Source organism: Stenotrophomonas sp. YJH_SMC_10 (genome assembly GCF_059371555.1).
Map to the genome: position 1 here is coordinate 68,718 of NZ_JCAFUS010000013.1, position 23,023 is coordinate 91,740.

General features: G+C 63.7%; 20 protein-coding genes. 16 read left to right on the forward strand and 4 right to left on the reverse strand.

Going from position 1 to position 23,023, the window contains the following annotated elements; translation table 11 throughout:
- The first annotated feature begins 63 nt into the window (after window positions 1-63).
- The 13 genes from AC5P9C_RS16170 (at window position 64) to AC5P9C_RS16230 (ending at window position 14,922) form a co-directional block, all read left to right on the forward strand.
- Complete coding sequence (locus AC5P9C_RS16170) at window positions 64-870, forward strand: M48 family metallopeptidase (protein WP_014645409.1); 807 nt, start codon at window positions 64-66, stop codon at window positions 868-870.
- A gap of 132 nt (window positions 871-1,002) precedes the next feature.
- Window positions 1,003-2,196 carry a tetratricopeptide repeat protein gene (locus AC5P9C_RS16175; protein WP_053461734.1) on the forward strand — a complete coding sequence of 398 codons (1,194 nt, stop codon included), beginning with the start codon at window positions 1,003-1,005 and terminating at the stop codon, window positions 2,194-2,196.
- A 143-nt stretch (window positions 2,197-2,339) separates the two neighbouring features.
- On the forward strand, window positions 2,340-3,005 hold the full coding sequence (locus AC5P9C_RS16180; protein ID WP_014645410.1) for an energy transducer TonB: 666 nt from the start codon (window positions 2,340-2,342) through the stop codon (window positions 3,003-3,005).
- Window positions 3,006-3,099: 94 nt separating this feature from the next.
- Window positions 3,100-3,861, forward strand: a complete 762-nt coding sequence (gene exbB, locus AC5P9C_RS16185; RefSeq protein WP_005411738.1) for a TonB-system energizer ExbB — start codon at window positions 3,100-3,102, stop codon at window positions 3,859-3,861.
- 61 nt (window positions 3,862-3,922) lie between these two features.
- Complete coding sequence (locus tag AC5P9C_RS16190) at window positions 3,923-4,348, forward strand: ExbD/TolR family protein (protein ID WP_005421196.1); 426 nt, start codon at window positions 3,923-3,925, stop codon at window positions 4,346-4,348.
- A 3-nt stretch (window positions 4,349-4,351) separates the two neighbouring features.
- The gene (locus tag AC5P9C_RS16195) at window positions 4,352-4,765 is read left to right on the forward strand and encodes an ExbD/TolR family protein (protein ID WP_005411740.1); all 414 of its coding nucleotides are present in this window, start codon (window positions 4,352-4,354) and stop codon (window positions 4,763-4,765) included.
- A gap of 165 nt (window positions 4,766-4,930) precedes the next feature.
- Window positions 4,931-6,391, forward strand: coding sequence for a cardiolipin synthase (gene cls / locus AC5P9C_RS16200; protein ID WP_049468413.1), 1,461 nt, complete (start codon window positions 4,931-4,933; stop codon window positions 6,389-6,391).
- Between the two features lie 40 nt (window positions 6,392-6,431).
- Window positions 6,432-6,701, forward strand: a complete 270-nt coding sequence (locus AC5P9C_RS16205) for a hypothetical protein (RefSeq protein WP_014645412.1) — start codon at window positions 6,432-6,434, stop codon at window positions 6,699-6,701.
- Window positions 6,702-6,710: 9 nt separating this feature from the next.
- Window positions 6,711-7,454 carry a pyridoxine 5'-phosphate synthase gene (locus tag AC5P9C_RS16210; RefSeq protein ID WP_343540981.1) on the forward strand — a complete coding sequence of 248 codons (744 nt, stop codon included), beginning with the start codon at window positions 6,711-6,713 and terminating at the stop codon, window positions 7,452-7,454.
- A gap of 101 nt (window positions 7,455-7,555) precedes the next feature.
- Entirely contained in the window at window positions 7,556-8,647 is a 1,092-nt protein-coding gene (locus AC5P9C_RS16215; protein WP_343540979.1) for a PA0069 family radical SAM protein, read from the forward strand.
- Between the two features lie 266 nt (window positions 8,648-8,913).
- Window positions 8,914-12,165 carry a DUF6531 domain-containing protein gene (locus tag AC5P9C_RS16220; protein WP_343540978.1) on the forward strand — a complete coding sequence of 1,084 codons (3,252 nt, stop codon included), beginning with the start codon at window positions 8,914-8,916 and terminating at the stop codon, window positions 12,163-12,165.
- A 16-nt stretch (window positions 12,166-12,181) separates the two neighbouring features.
- Window positions 12,182-14,332, forward strand: a complete 2,151-nt coding sequence (locus AC5P9C_RS16225) for an RHS repeat-associated core domain-containing protein (protein WP_343540976.1) — start codon at window positions 12,182-12,184, stop codon at window positions 14,330-14,332.
- Window positions 14,329-14,922 carry a hypothetical protein gene (locus AC5P9C_RS16230; protein ID WP_150828588.1) on the forward strand — a complete coding sequence of 198 codons (594 nt, stop codon included), beginning with the start codon at window positions 14,329-14,331 and terminating at the stop codon, window positions 14,920-14,922. The genes AC5P9C_RS16225 and AC5P9C_RS16230 overlap by 4 nt, the downstream gene beginning before the upstream one ends.
- A gap of 357 nt (window positions 14,923-15,279) precedes the next feature.
- Here AC5P9C_RS16230 and AC5P9C_RS16235 read toward each other — a convergent pair whose 3' ends face one another.
- The 3 genes from AC5P9C_RS16235 to AC5P9C_RS16245 form a co-directional block, all read right to left on the reverse strand.
- Window positions 15,280-15,987 (reverse strand): 2OG-Fe(II) oxygenase, encoded by a 708-nt coding sequence (locus tag AC5P9C_RS16235; RefSeq protein ID WP_049413404.1) that lies wholly within the window; start codon window positions 15,985-15,987, stop codon window positions 15,280-15,282.
- A 108-nt stretch (window positions 15,988-16,095) separates the two neighbouring features.
- Window positions 16,096-17,112 (reverse strand): class 1 fructose-bisphosphatase, encoded by a 1,017-nt coding sequence (locus AC5P9C_RS16240; RefSeq protein WP_053461744.1) that lies wholly within the window; start codon window positions 17,110-17,112, stop codon window positions 16,096-16,098.
- Window positions 17,113-17,378: 266 nt separating this feature from the next.
- Complete coding sequence (locus tag AC5P9C_RS16245; RefSeq protein WP_053507021.1) at window positions 17,379-18,581, reverse strand: amino acid aminotransferase; 1,203 nt, start codon at window positions 18,579-18,581, stop codon at window positions 17,379-17,381.
- A 171-nt stretch (window positions 18,582-18,752) separates the two neighbouring features.
- On the opposite strand from AC5P9C_RS16245, the gene AC5P9C_RS16250 reads away from it, so the two are divergent.
- Complete coding sequence (locus tag AC5P9C_RS16250; RefSeq protein ID WP_343540541.1) at window positions 18,753-20,843, forward strand: TonB-dependent receptor family protein; 2,091 nt, start codon at window positions 18,753-18,755, stop codon at window positions 20,841-20,843.
- Between the two features lie 206 nt (window positions 20,844-21,049).
- Here AC5P9C_RS16250 and AC5P9C_RS16255 read toward each other — a convergent pair whose 3' ends face one another.
- Entirely contained in the window at window positions 21,050-21,394 is a 345-nt protein-coding gene (locus tag AC5P9C_RS16255) for a hypothetical protein (protein WP_049468438.1), read from the reverse strand.
- A gap of 145 nt (window positions 21,395-21,539) precedes the next feature.
- Here AC5P9C_RS16255 and AC5P9C_RS16260 point away from each other — a divergent pair, with 145 nt between their 5' ends.
- The gene (locus AC5P9C_RS16260) at window positions 21,540-21,938 is read left to right on the forward strand and encodes a hypothetical protein (RefSeq protein WP_049468440.1); all 399 of its coding nucleotides are present in this window, start codon (window positions 21,540-21,542) and stop codon (window positions 21,936-21,938) included.
- Between the two features lie 163 nt (window positions 21,939-22,101).
- Window positions 22,102-23,022 (forward strand): non-homologous end joining protein Ku, encoded by a 921-nt coding sequence (ku, locus tag AC5P9C_RS16265; RefSeq protein WP_074725849.1) that lies wholly within the window; start codon window positions 22,102-22,104, stop codon window positions 23,020-23,022.
- Window position 23,023 lies beyond the last annotated feature (1 nt).

Consider the following 23,023-nt stretch of genomic DNA (forward strand, 5'->3'; position numbering starts at 1 on the left):
CCGCTTGACGAAAGATTAAGCAGGTACGCTACACACTGCGCACATGAACACGGGGGCGGACCCATGAAACAACTGCTGCTGGCTCTAGTCATCACCACCGTCGTCAGTGCCTGCGCGACCACGACCTCGCCTACCGGACGACGGCAGATGGTGGGCGGCGTGTCGCAGGCACAGCTGGACCAGCTCGGCGCGCAGGCGTTTGCCGAGACCAAGCAGAAAGAGAAGATCAGCACCGATGGCCGCCAGAACGGCTACGTGCAGTGCGTGGTCAACGCGCTGGTGGCGCAGTTGCCGCCCCAGTACCGTGGCGTACGGTGGGAGACGGCGGTCTTTGTCGACAAGGAACCCAACGCGTTCGCCCTTCCCGGCGGCAAGGTGGGCGTCAATACCGGCATCTTCACCGTCGCCAAGAACCAGGATCAGCTGGCTGCCGTGATCGGCCACGAAATCGGCCATGTGATCGCCCGCCACCACGAAGAGCGCATTACGCGCCAGATGGGCGCGCAGACGGGCCTCGCCGTCCTGGGGGCACTGGCCGGTGCTGCCTATGGCGATGGTGCCGCCAGCACGGTCAACCAGTTGGGTGGCATGGGTGCGCAGGCGGCTTTTCTGCTGCCAGGCTCGCGGACCCAGGAAAGCGAGGCCGATGTCATTGGCCAACGGCTGATGGCCCAGGCCGGCTTCAACCCGGCGCAGGCGGTCGATCTATGGCAGAACATGATGGCGGCCAGCGGTGGTCGCAGCCCGCAGTGGCTGTCCACCCACCCCGATCCGGCCAACCGGATCCAGGAACTGCGCCGTGATGCACCGGGCCTGACGCCGGTGTACCAGCAGGCGCAGGCGGCCGGGCTGCGGCCAAAGTGCGGATGAGTGCGCAGTTCTATGCTGTATTGCAGCACATAAAACGATTTCTCACGCCATCTGTTTCTGATACGTTTGGCGGCTCAGATTTTTCTGACAGTCCGACTTTGCCGCTATCCGGCGGTTCGATCGAGGTGAACGATGATTTTCCGTAACCACAAAGCTGTGCTTTCCGTCCTCGTCGCGACCGCCCTGACCGGCGCCGTGGTCACCGATGCCTTTGCGCAGTCCTCGCGTTCCTCCGACCGTGGCAGCCGCGGCGGCAGCAGCAAGCAGGCCAAGGCCGAACCGCTGTACCCGAATGCGACCCGCCAGGAGCCGACCGCCAAGGCCTCGGCCAAGATGGGCAGCAAGCTGCAGAAAATGATTGACAGCTACAACAAGGAAAAGTTCCCGGAAACGCGTGAGCAGGCCGACGCGATCCTGGCCGACAGCGCGTCCAACGAGTACGACAAGTCGCTGGCCGCGCAGCTGGCCTCGCAGGCGGCGTACCAGACCGACGACGTGCCGGGCGCGATCGCGTACCTGAAGCAGGCGATCCAGTTCAACGGCCTGGACAACAACGGTCACTTCCAGTCGATGCTGATGCTCGGCCAGCTGCAGCTGCAGGAAGACCAGACCGCCGAAGGCCTGGCCACCCTGGACAAGTACTTCGCCGAGAGCAAGTCGACCAAGCCGGAAGAGCTGATCGCCAAGGGCCAGGCGCTGTACCAGCTGGAGCGCTACCAGGAAGCGATCCCGGTGCTGAAGCAGGCCATTGCCGGTGCCACCGAGCCGAAGGACAACTGGAACCAGCTGCTGATGGCTGCCCTGTCCGAAGCCGGCCAGACCGGTGAGGCGGTGCAGGCCGCAGAAGCGCTGGCGGCCAAGAACCCGAATGACAAGAAGGCCCAGCTGAACCTGGCCAACATGTACATGCAGGCTGACCAGATGCCGAAGGCCGCCGCGGTGATGGACAAGCTGCGCAGCAGCGGCCAGCTCACCGACGAGCGCGAGTACAAGCAGCTGTACTCGATCTATGCCAACACCGAGAACAAGGAAAAGGACGTCATCGCGGTCATCAACGAAGGGTTGCAGAAGGGCATCCTGAAGCCGGACTACCAGGTCTACCTGGCGCTGGCCCAGTCCTACTACTACTCCGACCAGGTGCCGCAGGCGATCGACGCGTGGCAGAAGGCCGCCCCGCTCTCCAAGGACGGTGAGACCTACCTGAACCTGGCACGCGTCCTGCATGCCGAAGGTCGCATCCCGGAGGCCAAGCAGGCCGCCCAGCAGGCGCTGGCGAAGGGTGTGAAGAACCAGGCTGATGCCAAGAAAATCATCAACCTGAAGTAAGTAGGAATAACGCCTGAACGCCTGCTCAGTTGATGCGCAGGCGCTCAGGATTGGTATAAGCTTGGAGGTTCCTGCGGTGTCATGCACCGCTGATCAGGGATTCCGCCCCCGGCATCCCGGCCCCACTATTGAGCTCTTGGCGCATGACGGAACAACTAGTCGTTCACCGGTACGAACAACCCGATGACAAGGGGCTGAGCTGGCCTCGCATCGTCGGCATCGCGTTTGTAATTGCCCTGCATCTGGCCGCCTTCATGATGCTCCTCATTCCCGCCGTGGCTCCCAAGGCCGTCGCGGAGAAGGAGCGCAACGTCATGGTGACCATCGTCGACGCGCCGCCGCCGCCCCCACCGCCGCCGCCGCCGCCGCCGCAGGATACTCCGCCACCGCCGGTGAAGAATCTGTCGCCGCCGAAGCCGTCGCCCGTACCGCCGCCGCCGCAGGCGCCGGTCGTGGACGTGCCGGAGCCGCGCCCGAACGATATCGTCACCCCGCCGTCGCCCCCGTCGCCGCCGGCTCCGCCGACCTCGATCGAGGCCAGCGTGGACATCTCGTCGAAGGCCATGAATCCGCCGCGCTACCCGCCGGCCGCCTTCCGCGCGGGTATCCAGGGCGAAGTGATCCTGATCATTGATGTCGATGCCAACGGCAACGTCACCAATGTCACGGTGGAAAAGTCCAGCCGTAACCGCGACCTGGACCGTGCTGCGATGGAAGCAGCTCGCAAGTGGCGCTTCAACGCCGCTGAATCTGGCGGTAAGAAGGCGGCAGGTCGCGTTCGCGTCCCGGTCAACTTTGCGCTGAACTGATGCGTCCGGGTGGCCCTCCGGCCACCCCCGCTCCCGGTTCGATTGTTTAGCTTAGCTACACCCTTTATCACCACACACAACAAAGGTAAGCGTCATGCTGCAGGAAATTTTCATCGCCGCTGCTGCCGGGGGCAATCCGTCCAACGCCCTGTCGCAGATGGGCTTCGAGCACCTGATCCACGAAATGACCACCAAGCCGGGTGATTTCGCGGTTTCCTGGGTCGTGCTGCTGACCCTGATCGCCATGTCGGCCATGTCCTGGTACTGGACCGTCATCAACATCTTCCGTGCTACCCGCCTGAAGAGCGCCGCTGACCGCGTCGTCAGCCTGTTCTGGGACACCCCGAACGCGCAGGACGCCATCCGTGCGATGGAAGAGCAGCCGGCTTCGGAGCCGTTCTCGAAGATCGCCCTGGACGCTGCCCAGGCCGCTGCCCACCATCAGCGCGCTGAAGGCGGTGCTACCGGCGGCGTCGGTGAGAACCTGAGCCGTTCGGAGTTCGTCGACCGCGCCCTGCGCCAGGCCGTGACCCGCGAAAGCAACAAGCTGCAGTCGGGCATGACCCTGCTGGCCACCGTCGGTGCAACCGCTCCATTCGTCGGTCTGCTGGGTACCGTGTGGGGCATCTACGGCGCGCTGATCAAGATCGGTGCCACCGGCTCCGCTTCGATCGACGCCGTTGCCGGCCCGGTGGGTGAAGCGCTGATCATGACCGCGATCGGTCTGTTCGTCGCAATCCCGGCCGTGTTCGCCTTCAACTTCTTCAGCAAGATCAACAGCGCGACCATCAGCAAGTTCGATACCTTCGCGCACGACCTGCACGACTTCTTCGCCACCGGTTCGCGCGTCCGCTAATTGCGGCGCGCGTCACCCAGCGACGAAGTAAGTAGTCACCAAGATCTAGACGGAGCCCGTTATGGCTTTCAGTAGTGGTAACAGCGGCGGCCCCATGGCCGACATCAACGTTACGCCCCTCGTGGACGTGATGCTGGTGCTGCTGATCATCTTCATCATCACGGCGCCCCTGATGTCCCACAAGGTCAAGGTGGATCTGCCGGAAGCCAACCTGATCCAGAAGCCGGAAGATGCTGAAAAGCGTCCGAACCCGATCACGCTGGCAGTCAAGGAAGACGGCTCGATCTACTGGAACGACGAAGAAATCAACAAGCAGACTCTCGAGTCCCGCTTGGCGACCGCCGCACAGCAGACCCCGCAGCCGCCGCTGAACCTGCGTGGTGACCGCACCACCAAGATGCGCGTCATCAACGACCTGACCAAGGTCGCGCAGGAACAGGGCATGCTGGACGTCGGCTTCGTTGCAACCAAAGAAAAGGGGCAATAAGCCATGGCATTCAGTAGTGGTGGTGGCAAGGGCCCCATGGCAGACATCAACGTCACGCCCCTCGTGGACGTGATGCTGGTTCTGCTGATCATCTTCATCGTGACCGCGCCGATCATGACGTATCCGATCGCCGTGGACCTGCCGCAGCGCGTGCTCAACCCACCGCCGCAGCTGGTCGAACCGCCGCCGCCGATCGAGCTGAAGATCGACGCCAGCAACCAGGTCTCGTGGAACAACAGCCCGATCAATACCAGCGAGCTGCAGCAGCGGATGGAGCAGGAGGTCCAGCGTGACCCGACCAACCAGCCGGAACTGCGCATCGACGCCAGCCCGGATTCCGAGTACGACGTGATGGCCAAGGTTCTGGCCGCCGCGAAGAACGCTCAGATGAAGAAGATCGGTTTTGTGCAGCAGTAATCGCTACACCGCAACACAACAGTCATGACGCGACTGCAGACGCCCCTGGAGACAGGGGCGTTTTTTTGTGTTTTCGTCGTGGCGCACGGCTTGGGGTCAGATCCCTTTTCCTGAGCAAAAAGGGATCTGACCCCATCCGGCAGCACGCGCCGCTATGATCGGCGGATGCTCGCCCTCTTCGACTCCCTGCGCCACTGGCTTGACGGCATCGCCCACCTTGGCTCGATCCTGGCGGTGGCCTACCTGCTGTACCTGTTCGCGCTGGCGGGCTGGATCATGCTGCAGAAGCGTGAGCCGGTGGCCACGCTGAGCTGGATCCTGTCATTGGCACTGCTGCCCTACCTGGGGCTCTTCATCTATTACCTGCTGGGCCCGCAGAAGGTGAAGCGGCAGCGCCTGCGTCGCGGCCGCGCGCGCTCGGGCATGGAGCACTACAGCGATGTCTGCCCGCCCGATGCGGACTGCACCGAGCTGGCCAAGGTCGCCCAGGCCACCACCGGGCTGGCACCGAGCAGCGCCACCGAAGTGACCTGGCTGGTGGACGGCGCCGCGACCTATGACGCGCTGCTCGACGCCATCGCGCAGGCCCGCGACCATGTGCACCTGGAGTACTACATCTTCAACCCCGACCACGCCGGCACCGCGGTGCGCGACGCGCTGGTCGAACGCGCCGGCGCCGGCGTGCAGGTGCGCCTGCTGCTGGATGCGGTCGGCTCGTCCGCCCTGCCCCGCCGCTTCCTGCAACCGCTGCTGGACGCCGGCGGCGAGGCGATCTGGTTCCATCCGCGGCAACTGCTGAAGCCGTTCAAGCGTCCGTGGCTGAACCTGCGCACGCACCGCAAGCTGGTGATCGTCGATGGCCGCGTGGCCTTCACCGGTGGCATCAACATCACCGACGAAGAGGACGAGCGCCGCAGGCCCGACGCCTACCGCGACCTGCACATGCGTATCCGCGGCCATGTGGTGCGCAGCCTGCAGCTGGTGTTCGCCGAGGACTGGCTGTACGCCAGCGGCCAGGACCACTCCCGATTCGACATCGCCCGGTTGTGGCCGGCCGATGTGCCGATGCGCGCGGATGGACCGATCAACGCGCAGGTGCTGGTCTCCGGGCCCGACTCGGGCTGGGAGACCATCCACCGCCTGCATGTGGCGGCGATCCAGGAAGCGAACGAGCGGGTGTGGCTGGTGACGCCATACTTCGTGCCGGGTGAAGCGGCGCGGATGGCGCTGACCTCGGCCGCGCTGGGCGGCCTGGACGTGCGCCTGCTGGTACCGAAGATGAGCGATTCCTGGTTCGTGACCCAGGCCGCACGCTCCTACTTCGATGAGCTGTTGCACGCCGGCGTGAAGATCTATGAGTACGGGCCGCGCATGCTGCACACCAAGGCCTTCATTGCCGATGACGATGTCTGCATCGTCGGCAGCGCCAACTTCGACCACCGCAGCTTCCGGCTGAATTTCGAGCTGTCCATGATGATCAGCGACCGCGGCCGCGTTGCCGCCCTGGCTGAGCTGCTGCAGGGCGAGTTCGACCGCGCCACCCGGGTGCATGACCAGGCCGGTCGCTCGCTGTGGCTGCACCGCCTGCCCGAGGCCTTCGCCCGGCTGGCCTCGCCGCTGCTGTGACGCAGCGCTACACTGCGGCGATCATCCGGGGAGCCCGACTATGTACTGGTTGTACCTGCTGCTGGCGCTGGGCTGCTTTGCCTTCGCGCTGAAGACCCCGAGCGCGGGGTTGATGACCCTGTGCCTGCTGGCGGCGCTCGGCTTCCTGCTGGCCTGGGTGCGCGGCCGTTATGTGGCCCGCTTCGGCGACCTGCAGCGCGACCCGGCCACGCTGATCGATGCCGAGGAGCTGCGCCGCCTGCGCGAACAGGCCCAGGCCCGCCGCACTGACGACCACAACGACCACGACCCGTCCCCTCTTTCCAAGTAGTTCCGTTCCATGACCCAGCTCAGCGTCAACGTCAACAAGATCGCCGTCCTGCGCAATTCGCGCGGCGGCGCCGAACCGGACGTGGTGCATGCCGCCCAGGCCTGCCTGGATGCCGGCGCGCATGGCATCACCGTGCATCCGCGGCCGGACCGCAGGCACATCACCGCCGAGGACGTGCTGGCCCTGTCCACGCTGACCCGCGCGCGTGGGGTCGAGTTCAACATCGAAGGCAATCCGTTCGCGCCGCCGCGCGAGGGCTACCCCGGCCTGCTGGCGCTGTGCGAACAGACCCGGCCCGCGCAGGCCACCCTGGTGCCCGACGGCGACGGCCAGATCACCTCCGACCACGGCTTCGATTTCGAGCGGGACGCCGGGCGCCTGCGTCCGCTGGTGGCGGCGCTGAAAGCGATGGGCTGCCGGGTCAGCCTGTTCGTCGACGCGGGCAACCCGTTGCTGGAGCAGGCGGCCGAGGTCGGTGCCGATCGCATCGAACTGTATACCGGCCCCTACGCGGAGGCGCACGCGGCGGGCGACGCTGCGGCGATGCTGGAACTGTTCGCCACTGCGGCGCGGCGGGCGCAGGCGGTGGGCCTGGGCGTCAACGCCGGGCACGACCTGTCGCAGGACAACCTGCGTGACTTCCTGGCCCATGTGCCGGACGTGCTGGAGGTATCGATCGGTCATGCGCTGATCGGCGAGGCGCTGTATGACGGGCTGGATGCCACGGTGCGGGGCTATCTGGCCCTGCTGTGACCGACGGATGCGAGGGACACGGGTTGCCTTGTAGGGCCGAGCCCTGAACCCTTCAGGCGGCCGTCGCAGCCATTGAGACGGCCACGACGTACCCTGCCGCAATGGGTATTGCGATCAAGGGCCGAGGTTCCACGTCCCACCTTGCCGGGCGCTTCGAAAGCGCCGTCAGCGAGGCGGTGGACGACGGCTGGGCGGTCGACGAAAGCGAAGAGTTCCTCGCCCCGCGCCTGCGCACCGAAGTACGCGCCGAGACCGCGCGCAGCATCATCACCCGCAACACTTCGCCGGACGTCGGCTTCAGCCAGTCGGTGAATCCGTATCGCGGTTGCGAGCATGGCTGTTCCTACTGTTTCGCGCGTCCCTCGCACGCCTATCTGAACCTGTCGCCGGGCCTGGACTTCGAGACCAAGCTGTTCGCCAAGACCAATGCGCCGCAGCTGCTGCGCAAGGAACTGTCGAAACCCGGTTACGTGCCGCAACCGATCGCACTGGGCATCAACACCGATGCGTACCAGCCGATCGAACGCAAGTTCAAGCTGACCCGCCAGCTGATTGAAGTGATGCTGGAGACCAGGCATCCGTTCTCGCTGATCACCAAGAACGCACTGGTCGAGCGCGATATCGATCTGCTTGCGCCGCTGGCGGCGGAAAACCTGGTCAGCGTGCACTTCTCGGTGACCTCGCTGGACCCGCATCTCTCCGCGAAGCTGGAACCGCGCGCATCGGCACCGCACGCACGGCTGCGTGCGATGAAGCGGCTGCATGAAGCCGGCATTCCGGTCGGTGTGATGGTGGCGCCGGTGATTCCCTGGATCAACGACAGCGAACTGGAAGCCGTGCTGGAGGCCGCACACGACGCAGGTGCGAGCACCGCCGGCTACGTGCTGCTGCGCCTGCCGCTGGAAGTGGCACCGCTGTTCCGCGACTGGCTCGATACGCACCATCCTGATCGCGCCGCGCATGTGATGAGCACCATCCAGCAGCTACGCGGCGGCAAGGACTACGACAGCCAGTTCGGCACGCGCATGCGGGGCCAGGGCGTGTATGCCGATCTGTTGAGCAACCGCTTCAAGCTGGCGCGCAAGCGCCTTGGGTTCAATGCACAGAACAGCCATTGGCCGAAGCTGGATTGCAGCCGGTTCCTGAAGCCGTTGCCGCCGCGGAAGGATTCGCCGCAGGGCTCGTTGTTCTGACACAACTCACTGCGGGTCTGATCTCTTTCCGCTGAGTTGCCTTCCTGATGGTGCTTTGAAACCGTCGTACGTTCTCTTGTCGTTACTGGCACTGGGGCTCATGACGGCGATGCGATGCATTTCGCAGAATCGGCGACCAACATTCGTGGAAGCGCACTCTAGCGCTGTTCAATCAGCTGAACATCAGATTACTATTCACGCCCTCCTGAACCACTTGTTCAGGCGCGAGTTGGCACTGATCCAGAAATTCAAGGAACACCAAGAGCATGAAGCTCCGTTCGACAAGTACGTCTGCTACCGCCCTTCTGTTGATCCCATTGATGGTGACAAGTAGCTGTTGGGTCCCTGTCGCTTCTGCGAGGAAGGCAACTCACGTCTATCTCCAGAACAACAATGGCAGTTCCGACGCCAAGGACATGGACAGGATCACCGTCACCCATACACGTGGCCCGGCGATCGGATCATCGGGTGTCATCTCCATCGGCCGGGGTGTGTCCTACCACTCCGATATCTCCCTGCCGGCCAGAACGGCGCTGGAGCAGGAAACGGATGATCGCCGTGACGACTGCAACGAGCGCAAGGGCAATCCGGTCGTGCTCTACACCGGCAACAAGGTAGAGATCGAGCGTGACTTCACCGTCAATGGGGAAATGGGCCTGTTCCTCGAGCGCACCTACAATCACCACTGGAGCGCCGCAGGTCTGTTCGGCAATCACTGGATCAGCAACTTCGACTACAGCCTGGCATTCTCCAACGCACAGAATACGGCGTGGGCACAGCGGCCGGACGGCCGACGCATCAAGCTGATCTGGAATGAGGCCGAAGCACGATGGAATGAGGATCGTGCCAAACCGATCGCATACCTGGTGAAGAACAGCGATGGAAGCTTCACGCTGAACAATGAGGAGCTCGGTAGCGAACGCTACAACGCAGATGGCTATATAACCGAACTCCGCAACGAGCAAGGCGTCTATTGGACCTTTGCCTATATCAACAAGTACCTGCAGACGGTTACTCATTCGTCAGGTCGCAGCATCCAGTTCACGTGGAACAATGGTCTGCTGACCCAGGCCAAGGACCCAGCTGGTAATGTCTATCAGTACGGATACACCGCCGATGTCTTTGGAGCAGGTCGCGCCCGCCTTGCAAGTGTAACGCTGCCAGGTGCACCGCAGACGACCATTACCTATCACTACGAGGACGCGCGCTACCCGGGAGGATTCACCGGGAAGTCTTACAACGGCGTCCGATACTCCACCTTTGCCTACGATGCCTACAAGCGAGCGACGTTGTCGGAGCATGCTGGTGGGATCGAGCGGCACACGTTCAGCTACGTGGTCGAGAGCAGTGCGCCGGTGGCCGCCCCCCCTGCGCCAGCCCGGCCTGGTGGCGTTCGCGGCAGCGAAGAGACCGGATGGTGTGAGTACAACCCGCGCCAGGGTCAGATCTGTATTCAACCCCGTTCCCTGCCCGGTGGCCCAATTCAACTCGCCGCTCGTAGCGGATCGCAGAGCACGCTATTGGCGGCAGCCGACGACCGGACACGCCCCGTCAAGCTAAAGGTCAGCGAGACCAACCCGCTGGGACGCACCACCACGTATGCCTACGAGGATGGGCGCCAAGTGTCGGTGACCGGAATCAGATCATCGAACTGTCCGGCGAGCTACAAGGAGCGCACCTACGATGTCAACGGAAACCCGGACATTGTTCACGACTTTGTCGACAATCTTACTGACTTCGACTACAGCGCCGAGGGCAACCTGCTGAAGAAGAGCGAAGCCGTTGGAAGCCCGGCCGAACGCGTCACGCTCTATCAATGGGACACGGCAGGACGTCATCTGCTCAAAGAAACGATTGTTGGCGATAGCGAAACCACCTTCACTTACGATGGCAGGGGCAATATCAGTTCAACGACGAAGCGCAATCTGACGGCGGCCGGTGTAAACGGGCAGGCAAGAACCACTCAATACACCTACACCTATCATGCCAACGGGCTGACCGCCTCCATCAAGGAAGATGGCCCTCTGGCACAGGACGACATCACGTCTACATTCGACACGAAGGGCGATTTGTCCAGCGTCACGAACGCACTCGGTCACACGGTCAGCTACTCCAACTTCAACGGACTGGGATTGCCGGGACGCATCGTCAATGCGAACGGTGGCGTGCGGGAGCTGACGTATGACGGCCGCGGCCGCGTTGTGTCCGACAGAACCAGCTCGGGAACCGGCTGGGCGACCACATCCATTGGCTACACCGCTGCAGGCGACATCGCCTCGCTCACCCAGCCCGATGGCGTGACAGTCCGCTACGGCTACGATGCAGGGCGCCGCCTGATAGAGGAGGTGCGTTCGATGGGAGACGGCAAGTGGGCGTGGACGCGTCATAGCTATAACAATGCTTCCAATCGCACGCGCACTGAGGTTTCACAGACCGACTATCCGATGGATACGGTGGTTACTGGAGTGATTGACGAAATCACCCATGATGCGCAATGGAACTGGTTTGTACGCGGCTGGGCCTGCTCCACTGGCTCGGCTGGGTCAATCCAGGTGGACGGTTACGCCGATGGCAACGTCTACTTGGGTAGCACTCAAGCGAGCCTTGCCAGCGAGCCGGGAGTTGCTGCGGCCTGCCAAGCATCAGGGAGCGCCTATAGGTATCAATTGCCGATATCTCTAGCCCAGAGGCAACAGTTGGGCGGTCGCAAGTTCTCCATTTACGGCCAATCTCCGCAGGGCCGCGGCCAGGACCGACCGCTCGCGAACTCAGGCGTGTTTGCGATTCCGACAGCAAACATCGCTGGTGACATCGGCGGCGTGACCCAGGATGGCAGCTGGAACTTCTTCATTGAAGGCTGGGCCTGCTCAGTTGGCGTGGACACCTCGATCGACGTACACGTCTATGCCGGTGGCGCAGCTGGTGGCGGTACATTCGTCGCTTCGGGCCGCGCCAACATGCCGACCGACGGAAACGTTGCCAACGCGTGCCAGGCACGTGGAAATGCCTATTGGTTCAAGATCCCTCTTGACGGCAACGTACGATCAAATCACGGAGGAAAAGCGCTGTACGTGCACGGTATTTCGCCTGTTGGTGGTCCGAACCTGACCATCAATCGCTCGGGTGCTTTCACCGTCCCTGCCGTGGTGCGTAGCGCCGAGCTGGTTTCTGCATCGACCCCGGTGCCTCATATCTTCAATGGACAGTCATCCAGCGTGATTTTCCAGTTCCGAAACACGGGCAACGTCATCTGGAATCCAAGCGATACCTATATGGTTCTGAGGACAGTGCGGACCAGCGAGGCCATCGGGCTTTCATCTCCAGTCGTACCAGGCGCCGTAGCCACATTCACCGTGATCGTCTCGCCTGTGAACACCGGTAGTGGTGTTGCGCAATTCGAGTATGTGGGCCAGTTGGCATCCGGGGCCACAGCCTGGGGGCCGCAAGGGCAGGTGACGGTAAGGGCAGAGAACGACAAGGGCAGTTGCAACCCGAAATTCTGCGAAGAGCCACGCTAAGGAAGGCCAGAAAGACATGTCCGCAATTGCTTTGGCCATGATGGGGCTTAATACCATCGTCTCTTCCGTGAACTATCAGTACGACGAGTTGGGACGCGTGATATCTGAGAGCACTGAGCAGGGAAGAAGCATAAGGTACGTCTACGACGCAGAGGGAAGAGTCACCCAAGTGACCGATTCGCAGAATCGCGTTACACGAATGACTTACGACCCGCGCGGGCGCCTGATCCAGTCAATCGACGCAGCAGGAGGCACGACTCAGATTGCCTACGATCTTGCGGATCGTCCGATTCGCATTAGCGATCCTCGCAATCTGGTCACCACCTACGAGTTTGATGGCTTCGGCCAGATGTGGAAGCAGGTGAGTCCGGATACGGGAACAACGCAGCATCAATACGATGCTGCTGGCCTGCGGACTGCGACGACGCGTGCAGATGGCAGTATCGTTTCTTTTGGCTATGACGGCCTGGGACGAATGACCTCTGCGAGCGCCGAGGATCGCACGCTGGGCTACAGCTACGACTGGTGTGGTAATGGCAAGGATCAACTGTGTGGCACATCAGGGCCTGGGACCGCTACCCACTTCGCCTACACACCGAACGGTGAGTTGAAGATACGCCGCGACTTCACTGATCTGTCTGGTCAGAAGACCGACTACAGCACAAGCTATGGATACGATGGCATCAATCGCCTGAGCGAGATCACCTATCCCAATGGTGACAGGGCAACCTACACCTATGGTTCGCACGGAAAGCAGAGCGCATTGATTGCCACAGTCGACGGCACTCAACGGTCGATTATTTCCCAGGCTAGCTGGAAGGTAACGGGAGCCCATGAGTGGCTGGCCTATGGCAACGGTCTCGCTCGGGGATACAATCATGACCAGGAAGGAAGGCTGACCGCCATGTCGGTCTGGGGATCGGACGGTACCAAGGTCAGCTATTGGGACTATCAGTACAGTCGCGATGGTGAAATAACCGCCATTGTTGATGCTGTCGACCCGAACATGACACAGTTGATCGGTTACGATTCGCTGAGCCGTCTCACCCAGCTAACTCGCTTCGGCGTCACCAATAATCTGTCCTACGACGCCGGCGGCAATCACGACCGCTACCAGGCGGGTAATCAGCTGACCCAATACAGCATCGACCCGGGGAGCAACCGGGTGCTGAACTACACCAACCAGGACGGAAGCCGCCAGTACCAGTACGACGCGTTGGGAAATCGCATCAGCGAAACAGCGGGTAGCCGGATCAGCACCTATGAGTACGATGCATTCAATCGCATGAGCCGCAGCAACATCGGTGGCACTGCGACTGACTACGTGCTCAATGCTCAGGGGCAGCGCGTTGCAAAGATGAACCAGAACACCAATAGTCGCTACTTCTATGCTGGCCAGAACCAGCTCATGACCGAGCTGAACAATGGAGTGTGGACCAACTATTTCTGGTTCGAAGGTGAATTGGTGGGTTTGGCTCGCAGCGGGCAGCACAATTACGTGCATACCGATCATCTTGGACGCCCTGAGTTCGTCACCAGTCCAAGCCAGCACACCGTCTGGAAGGCATACAACTATGCCTACGGACGTAGCGTCCAGAAGGATGAGATCGGCGGGTTGAACATTGGCTTCCCCGGCCAGTACTACGACGCGGAAAGCGGCCTCTGGTACAACGGCTTCCGCGACTATGACGCGAGCATTGGTCGGTATGTGCAGAGTGATCCAATTGGACTGGCGGGGGGCATGAACACTTACGCGTATGTGTCAGGAAATCCAGTATCAAGAACCGATCCTTGGGGCCTTACTCAGTGCGACATTGATGTGGCGTTCTCGTTTGCAAAGCAGAACAACCCAGACATCAAGTTCGGTAGCGGTGCTCCTAAGGTGGATATTCCACGCTCAGGAGTTGAGGGACGATCAGACCTATACGGCGATGGTCGCATTCATCTGAATAAAAGGTACTTGGATGTGCTTGACTGGGCGGGCATCTACAACGTCCTAGATACCATAATTCACGAAGGTCTCCACTTTACGCGCCCTAGAAATTTGCAAACTGAAGAAAATGACTGGGATCATGGCTACGTTTCGTCGGAGGCAACCAAGCGAGCGCGAGAGCAGATCAACAATTATGACAAGGCCCGTAAGGCCGCTTGTGAGTGCGCACAATGAAGACATTTATCCATGTGGCCTGTTCCTGTTTCCTTCTCGCGCTGGGAGCGCAGCAGGTCCACGCACGTCAATTGCACGAATGCATCGTCGTTCCGCAGGCCACGGTCGTCACTGACATGCCGGCCGGCCTGGACGAGTTCGAACAGCGTCTGTGGGTAGCAAATACAGGTCAGAGGGTGCGCAAGGGCACGGACACCCTCCTTTTACTGCGCCTCTTCTCGGAGTCGCCGGGCGTGATCGATTCCCAGCAATACACCAAGATCACCGGCAGCCTGAAGGGGTACACGCCTTCGCCGGAAGGGACGCCAGAGGTAGTGGATGCACGTCTCACAAGTGGCAGCGCGGGCTTCGCGCACAAGGGAGACTACTGGCTGTCCGATTCAGCGGACGTCGAACTACATCAGCCGCACAAGGGCGATAGTCGGATTGAAGTCAAAGTGACGGCTGTTGGGTGGAACAGCTATCGAAAAGAAGACCGTTCCTTCTATCTCCAGTTCACCTGTCAACTCAAGGAAATCCCTGTCGAGAAGCTCAATGCTTGGCAAGGAGGCAACGACAATCTCTGGGGGTCCTTTGGACCCGCCAGATAGCTGAGTGGCATCAATCTGTACCTAGCAACCACTGCACGCTACGGAGTAGACAAGCGCCAGCGGCGGGGACTGGAGAGAGGTGAGTTCAGCATCATGGATGCGGAACAGATACGCCTACTGGTTCAAGTCGATGTATCCGAACCCATGCGCACATGACATGAAGAACATCTACTGGCTTGGCATCGCGTTCCTGTGGATGCCCCCTTGAACGTCCTGTTGCTGACGGCCGGCAAGCTAATGTCGGGCGACGCGCTTGGAGAAGAGTAGCTCGCTGGCTTCGGTGTGGCGGTGTTCGGTGCAGTGGCGGGCATGATTCTCTATCGCCGCCGCCCACGGTAGCGTCGAGCAAGCCCGGCGTCACCCCCCAAACAACTTCTGCGCACTCTGGAACAGGATCCAGCTCGTCGCAATGAACTTGTCGCCACCCTGTGGCCGGTTGCCACGATGGGTGTGGGTGAACGCCGTCGGGGCGATCAGCAGGCTGCCGGTGCGTGGCGCGATCTTGCGGCCCTGGAACAGGAACTCGGTTTCGCCTTCGTCGAAGTCGTCGTTGAGGTAGAGCGTCCACAGCACGTGCCGGTGCAGGGTCTCGGCCTGCGCATCCTTCGGGTACAGCTCGCAGTGCCAGTACGGGTAGCCGCCCTCGCCTGCCGCATACCACTGCAGGTTGATCGCGCCCGGGCGCAGGCAGGTGCGGGCCAGGTCGGCCAGCTGCTGCGGCGGCATGTCGGGGAAGTCCTCGGCAGACAGGCGTCGCGGTTGGCCGTTGCTGTCCTGGATCTGCAACATCAGCGGCGCGATCAAGGCCTGTGGATAACGGCGTAGATAAGTCAGCAGGCCGTTGAACACGGCGATCTGCAGCTGCTGGTCGACGTCCTGCCAGCCGTCCAGGCCACTGATGCGCAGATCCTTGCTGTGCTTGAGTTCGGGGAACACGCCACTGCCCACGGCACCGGGCAGCAGGCCACGCGTGGCACGCATGCGCTCGACGATGGCCGCGCAGACCTCACTGGGGACGGCGTTGTGGATGACTTCGATGAAATCGACCGGGCCCTGCTCGTGCATGCGTGCATTCCTTCGGCGGCAACGGCTTGATGGTGCCGTTTGCCGCCCGCGGTGTCACCCTGCGGTCATGTCATCGAACTGCCATGACCGCCGTCAGGCGTCGAGCCGTCAGCCCTTCGCTTCGTCGTGCGCGTGGTGGTAACGCACTGCTTCGGCCACTTCGTCGCGCGAACCGAGGAACACCGGCACGCGCTGGTGCAGCTGATCAGGCTGGATGTCGAGGATGCGCTCACGGCCCGTCGAGGCGGCGCCGCCGGCCTGTTCGACCAGCAGGCCCATCGGGTTGGCTTCGTACATCAGGCGCAGCTTGCCGGCCTTGGACGGATCCTTCTTGTCCCACGGGTAGATGAAGATGCCGCCGCGGGTCAGGATGCGGTGTACGTCGGCCACCATGCTGGCGATCCAGCGCATGTTGAAGTTCTTGCCGCGCGCGCCTTCCTTGCCTGCCAGCAGGTCGCTGACGTAGGCCTGCATCGGCGCTTCCCAGTGACGCTGGTTGGACATGTTGATGGCGAACTCCTGGGTGGCCGCCGGAATCTGCATGTTCTCGGTGGTCAGCACGAACTCGCCCTTCTCGCGGTCGAGGGTGAAGGCATGGGTGCCGTGGCCGACGGTCAGCACCAGCTGGGTGCTGGGCCCGTAGATGCAGTAGCCGGCGGCGATCTGCTTGCTGCCCGGCTGCAGGAACGCGTCATCGCCCGGCAGTTCGACGTTGGTCGGGCAACGCAGCACGGAGAAGATGGTGCCGACGGAGACATTGACGTCGATGTTGGAGCTGCCGTCGAGGGGATCGAACAGCAGCAGGAAATCGCCGCGCGGGTAGATGTCCGGCACCGGCTGGCTGTGGTCCATTTCCTCCGAGGCACACGCGGCGAGATGGCCACCCCATGCGTTGGCCTCCAGCAGGATCTCGTTGCTGATGACGTCCAGCTTCTTCTGCGCTTCGCCCTGCACGTTGCCGGTGCCGGCGTCGCCGAGCACGCCACCGAGGGCGCCCTTGCTGACGGCGATGGAGATGCTGGTGCAGGCGCGGGCGACCACGGCGATCAGCTGGCGCAGGTCGGCATTGATGCGGCCGGCGTGCTGTTCCTGGATCAGGAAGCGGGTCAACGAAGTACGGGACATGGGCGGGCAGGTCTCGGCAGCGGGAAAACGCCTATTGTCGCCCGTCTGGCGGGAGCGTGCGTGAGCGGGGGAAGGCGTAATCGTTTCCAGATGCGTTGCGCCGCAGAAGCGGGGCGCCCTGCTTCTGTAGAGCCGAGCCCGCGCTCGGCTGCGCTTCGTCCTTCATGCCGCACAAGCCGAGCGTAGGCTCGGCTCTACAGAGACCAGGGCTCAAAAAACAAAGGCGCCTTTCGGCGCCTTTGTCTTCAAACCACTGGAGCGTTGTTTCAGCCCTTGGCGACGGTGGCCACGGCCTTGGCGACGTATTCCAGGTTGTTCTGGTTCAGCGCGGCCACGCAGATGCGGCCGGTGCCGACGGCGTAGATGCCGAACTCGTCGCGCAGGCGCTCGACCTGCTCGCGGCTCAGGCCGGAGTAGGAGAACATGCCGGCCTGCTCGTTGATGAAACCGAACTGCGGCGCGCCGGCGGCGGCCAGCTTCTCGACCAGGCCCTGGCGCAGTGCGTGGATGCGCTCGCGCATCTCGGTCAGTTCCTGCTCCCACATCGCGCGCAGTTCCGGGTGGGTCAGCACGCCGGCCACCAGCGCAGCACCGTGGGTGGACGGGCTGGAGTAGATGGTACGGATCACGCGCTTGACCTGCGACTGCACCGCCTTGGCGTCAGCGGCGGTCGGCGCCACCATCGACAGCGCACCCACGCGCTCGCCATACAGCGAGAACGACTTGGAGTACGAGTTGGCGACGATGAAGCTGTCGATGCCGGCTTCGGCGATGATGCGCACGGCTGCGCCGTCCTGCTCGATGCCCTTGTCGAAGCCCTGGTAGGCCATGTCGATGAAGGGGAACAGCTGCTTGTCCTTCAGCAGCTGGGCGACCTGCGTCCACTGGCTGACCGTGAGGTCGGCCCCGGTGGGATTGTGGCAGCAGGCGTGCAGCAGCACGACGGTGCCGGCTTCCAGCTTGCCGAGGTCGGCCAGCATGCCGTCGAAATCAACCCCATGGGTGGTCGGGTCGAAATAGGTGTAATCCAGCACCTCGAAACCGGCGGCGCTGAACACGGCGCGGTGGTTTTCCCAGCTCGGGTTGCTCAGTGCAACGGTGGCGTGCGGCAGCAGCTTCTTCAGCACGTCGGCGCCGACGCGCAGCGCACCGCTGCCACCGACGGTCTGCGCGGTGGTGACGCGGCCGGCGGCCAGCAGCGGCGAGTCCTTGCCGAACACCAGCTCACGCGTGGCCTGCGTATAGGCGGGCAGGCCATCGATCGGCAGGTAGCCGCGCGGTTTGGCTTCGGCGGCAAGCTGCTGCTCGATCTGCTTGACGGCGCGCAGCAGCGGAATGCGGCCGCTCTCGTCGTAGTAGATGCCCACACCCAGGTTGACCTTGGTCGGGCGGCTGTCGGCGTTGTACGCCTCGGTCAGGCCCAGGATCGGGTCGCCTGGGACCAGTTCCACGTTTGCAAAGAAGGACACGGCGGTACTCGTTCGGTAGACGGAAAGGGGGAGGAAGTGCGCTACGCGGCTTGCGGCCGTTCGGCCGGAAACAGCCCATCGTAACAAAGCCTGCCGGGGCTGGCCGCCGCCGTCGTCATCCACGGCCCCGTACCATGGCGTGCGTTGCCACCGGATCCACCAACCTGAATCATGAATGCTGCCGCACGCCGCCGTTGCCTGCCGTTGTCCGTCCTGCTGCTGCCGCCCTGGGCGGTGGTGGCCGCGCCCGCGCCGACCACCCTGCCCAGCGTGCAGGTGCAGGCTGCGAGGGTGCCGGGCATCGACCCGTTCGCGCTGCCGGCCAGCCAGGACACGGTATGGATCGACGCCAGCCGTGCCGGCACCGGCGTGCAGCTGTCCGAGGCGCTGGCCGGCGTGCCGGGGCTGGTCGCGCGCGACCGTCAGAACTTCGCCCAGGACACCCAGCTGTCGATCCGTGGCTTTGGCGCGCGCTCGACGTTCGGGGTGCGCGGGGTGCGGGTACTGATCGACGGCGTGCCGGCGACCATGCCGGACGGCCAGGGCCAGCTGTCGCACGCCAGCCTGCTGGGTGCCGAGCGCATCGAGGTGCTGCGCGGACCATTCTCGGCGCTGTACGGCAATTCCTCCGGGGGCGTGCTGCAGGTCTGGAGTGCACAGGGCCAGGCCGGGGATCCGTGGCGGCTGCGGCTCAACGCCGGCGCCGACAATACGTTCAGCATCGGCGCGCAACTGAAGGGCGCAGGCCGTGCGCTGGACTACAACATTGCCGCCAACCACTTCCGTACCGATGGCTGGCGCGACCACAGCCGTGCGCGCCGTGAATCGCTCAATGCGCGCATCGGCGGGGAGCTGGGCGGAGGCCGGCTGGAGCTGCTGCTCAATGCACTGGATGCCCCGGACGCGCAGGACCCGCTGGGGCTGAGTCGTGCCCAGGTCGCGGCGGATCCGCGCCAGGCCACCGCCGTGGCACACCAGTACAACACGCGCAAATCAGTGCGCCAGCAGCAGGCTGGCCTGCGCTGGAGCCGCGAAACCGGGGCGCAGCGCTGGCAGGTCATGGGCTATGCCGGGCAGCGCGCGGTGACCCAGTACCTGCCGATTCCGCCCACCGCACAGGCCAACCCGTTGCATGCCGGCGGGGTGATCGATCTGGAGGGCGGTTATGGCGGGCTGGACGCGCGCTGGGGTTGGCACGGTGATCTCGCCGGCCGGCCGCTGGACCTGGTGGCCGGGCTCAGCGCCGACCGCCAGCGCCAGCACCGCACCGGCTACGAGAACTTCGTGGGCAGCGCCCTGGGGGTGCGCGGGCGCCTGCGCCGTGACCAGATCGATACCGTGCAGAACGTGGACCAGTTCGCCCAGGCATGGTGGCAATGGAGCCCGCGCTGGTCGCTGCTGGCGGGCGTACGCCACAGCAGCGTGCGCTTCGAATCGGACGATCGCTACATCACCGATCGCAACCCGGACGACAGCGGCCACCGTCGCTACCCGGCCACCACGCCGGTTGCCGGCGTCAGCTTCGAGGCCAGCCCGCAATGGCGGCTGCACGTGGCCACCGGCCGTGGCTTCGAGACCCCCACCTTCAATGAGCTGGGCTATCGTGCAGATGGCCAGGCGGGGCTGGCGCTGGATCTGGCAGCAGCGCGCAGCCGCAACGTTGAGGTCGGCAGCAAGTGGCGTACCCAGCAGGACACCCAGCTTGATATCAGCGTGTTCCGCGCAGATACCGACAACGAGCTGGCAGTTGCGAGCAGTAGCGCAGGGCGCAGCACGTATCGGAACATCGGCCGCACCCGCCGCCAAGGCGCGGAGCTGCAGTATCGCCAGCTGTTGGGCGAGCAGCTGGAACTGCAGCTGGCCTGGACCTGGCTGCAGGCCCAGGTGCGATCGCCGTATCTGACCTCCAACAGCGTGGTCGCCGCCGGCAGCCGCCTGCCTGGCGTTCCGCGCCAACAGGGCTTCGCGCGGCTGCAATGGAGCCCCGGTCCATGGCAGTGGGCGCTGGAGGCGTCGGCCAGCAGCGACACCGTGGTCAACGACGTGGCCACCGAACGTGCACCGGGTTACGCACTGCTGAATCTGGAAGCCGGCCACCGCTGGCGCCTGCCGGGCGGCGAGCTGCGCGCCTTCGCCCGGCTGGAGAACGTGCTGGACCAGGCCTACATCGGCTCGGTGATCGTCAACGATGGCAACGGGCGTTTCTACGAACCCGGCCCGGGACGGCGCGCCAACGTCGGCCTGCAATGGTCGTGGCGCTGAGAAGGGGCTTTGGACGGCAGCGCGCTGCGCAGGGCGTCGGAGGTTGCCGGCCAGCGGCCGGCACTACCCGCAAATTCCGGGGGGACCTGGACGGCAGCGCGCTGCGCAGACGTCTGGGGAGGTTGCCGGCCAGCGGCCGGCACTACCTCGCAAATCTGGGGGCCTTGGACGGCAGCGCGCTGCGCGGGACGCCTGGCGGTTGCCGGTCAGTCCGGTGCCTTGGCTGGCACGAACGGCGATGTCGGGTCGCTGGCCGGGAAGGTCTCCTCCAGCGCTTCGTCCTGGTTGTCGCTGGCGCGCTGCTTGCGTTCGCGGCGCTTGAGCGGGCTTTCCTGGCCGCCACGATGGCGGTCGCCGCCATCCTTGCGGTCCTGGGCCGCCTGTTCAGCCTCGTGCTTCACCGGCAGATGGTCGTTCCCGTGCTCGGCATCGAAGAACGGTGCGCCGGTGCCACGGTAGTCCGCGTTGTCGGCGTCGCGCTTGCCGCGCTGCTCGCCGGGAATGGGCGGGTGATTTTCCCGCAACGGGTCTCGGGAGGTCTCTCGGCTCATGGTCTGGCTACCTGCGCTGGGGCCTCCACTACACCGCGCCGCAGGTAAAGCGGCTGCGAACCTGGCGTCATGAACATCTCGCTCACCCCCCGGTAACGGTACCGCGCGTATTCCTGCCCACCCGCCCCCGTTGCAGGAGCCGGCCATGCCCCGTCTTGAACGACCCGCGCCGTCCGTGTTCAACGCCCTGCTCGATCCGCTCGGCCAGCGCACCGCGCAACGCCGCACGCGCCGGCATGAAGACCCGCAGGCGGTGGCGCAGGACTACCTGCAGTACATGCTCAGCGATTACGAGGAGCGCCGCGGGCAGGGCCATCGCAACTGGCGTGACCTGTGCCCGGTCTATGCGTTCGCGCTGACCACCCATGCGGCCGACTGGCCGCGCGGTGATGCCGCCGATACCTGCGAGGAACTGGCCGAGCACTGGGAACAGATGCGCGGCCAGTCGCGGCTGGGCTGGTCGCAGGCGCGTCCGGTGGTGGAGGATGCCTGGCGCGCGCTCGACCACATCCCCGCTGCGGCGGTGAGGCCGTTGCTGCAGTAGTGCCGGCCGCTGGCCGGCAACCCCAGGAAACTTCAGGCCGCGAGCTCGCCGGCCAGCGCCCAGCACTACCGCATGTGTGTAGAACCCACGTGCACGGCACGGACACGGGTGGTTTACGCCCGTCGGGCCACGCTGGGCACCCTGCCCTAGCAAAGGTGCGTCCATGGCCCGCCCGATCTGGACCGGCACGCTGTCGTTTGGCCTGCTCAACGTGCCCGTGTCGCTGATGTCCGGCGAACGCCGGGTCGATCTGCAGTTCCGCATGCTGGACTCACGCGACCGCAAACCGATCCGCTTCGAGCGCGTCAACGCCGACACTGGCGAGGAAGTGCCCTGGAAGGACATCGTCAAAGCCTACGAGTACGACAAGGGCAGCTATGTCGTGCTGGAGGAAGGCGACATCCGCTCGGCGGCGCCGGAGAGCCATGAGGCGGTCGAAGTGGAATCGTTCGTGGACGCGGCGCAGATCGACCCGCGCTACTACGAGAAGCCCTATCTGCTGGTTCCCGGCAAGAAGGCCGAGAAGGGCTACGTGCTGCTGCGCGAAACACTGCGCAGCACCGGCAAGGTGGGCATTGCCCGGGTGGTGGTGCGTACCCGCGAATACCTGTGCGCGGTGATGCCGCATGCCGACGCGCTGGTGCTGATGATCCTGCGCTATCCGCAGGAACTGGTGGATCCCGAGGATTACAAGCTGCCCACCGGAAAGCTCGCCGACTACCGCATCAGCAGCAAGGAAACGGCGATGGCCGAGCAGTTGATCGAGTCGATGTCCGGTGATTGGGACCCGTCGCAGTACCACGACGAGTTCCGCGAGCGCCTGCAGCAGGTGCTGAACAAGCGCATCAAGTCCAAGGGCGGCACCACGCGGGTGGAGGATGAACCTGCACCGCGTGAGGACGCCAGCACCAACGTGGTCGATTTCATGGCACTGCTGCAGAAGAGCCTGGATGCGAACAAGCGGACGCCCGCAAAGAAGGCCGCGGCGCGCAAGGCAGCCGCAAAGCCGACGGTAAAGAAGGCCGCAAAGAAGACAACGAAGAAAGCTGCAAAGAAGTCCGCACCCCGGCGCAAGGCAGGCTGAG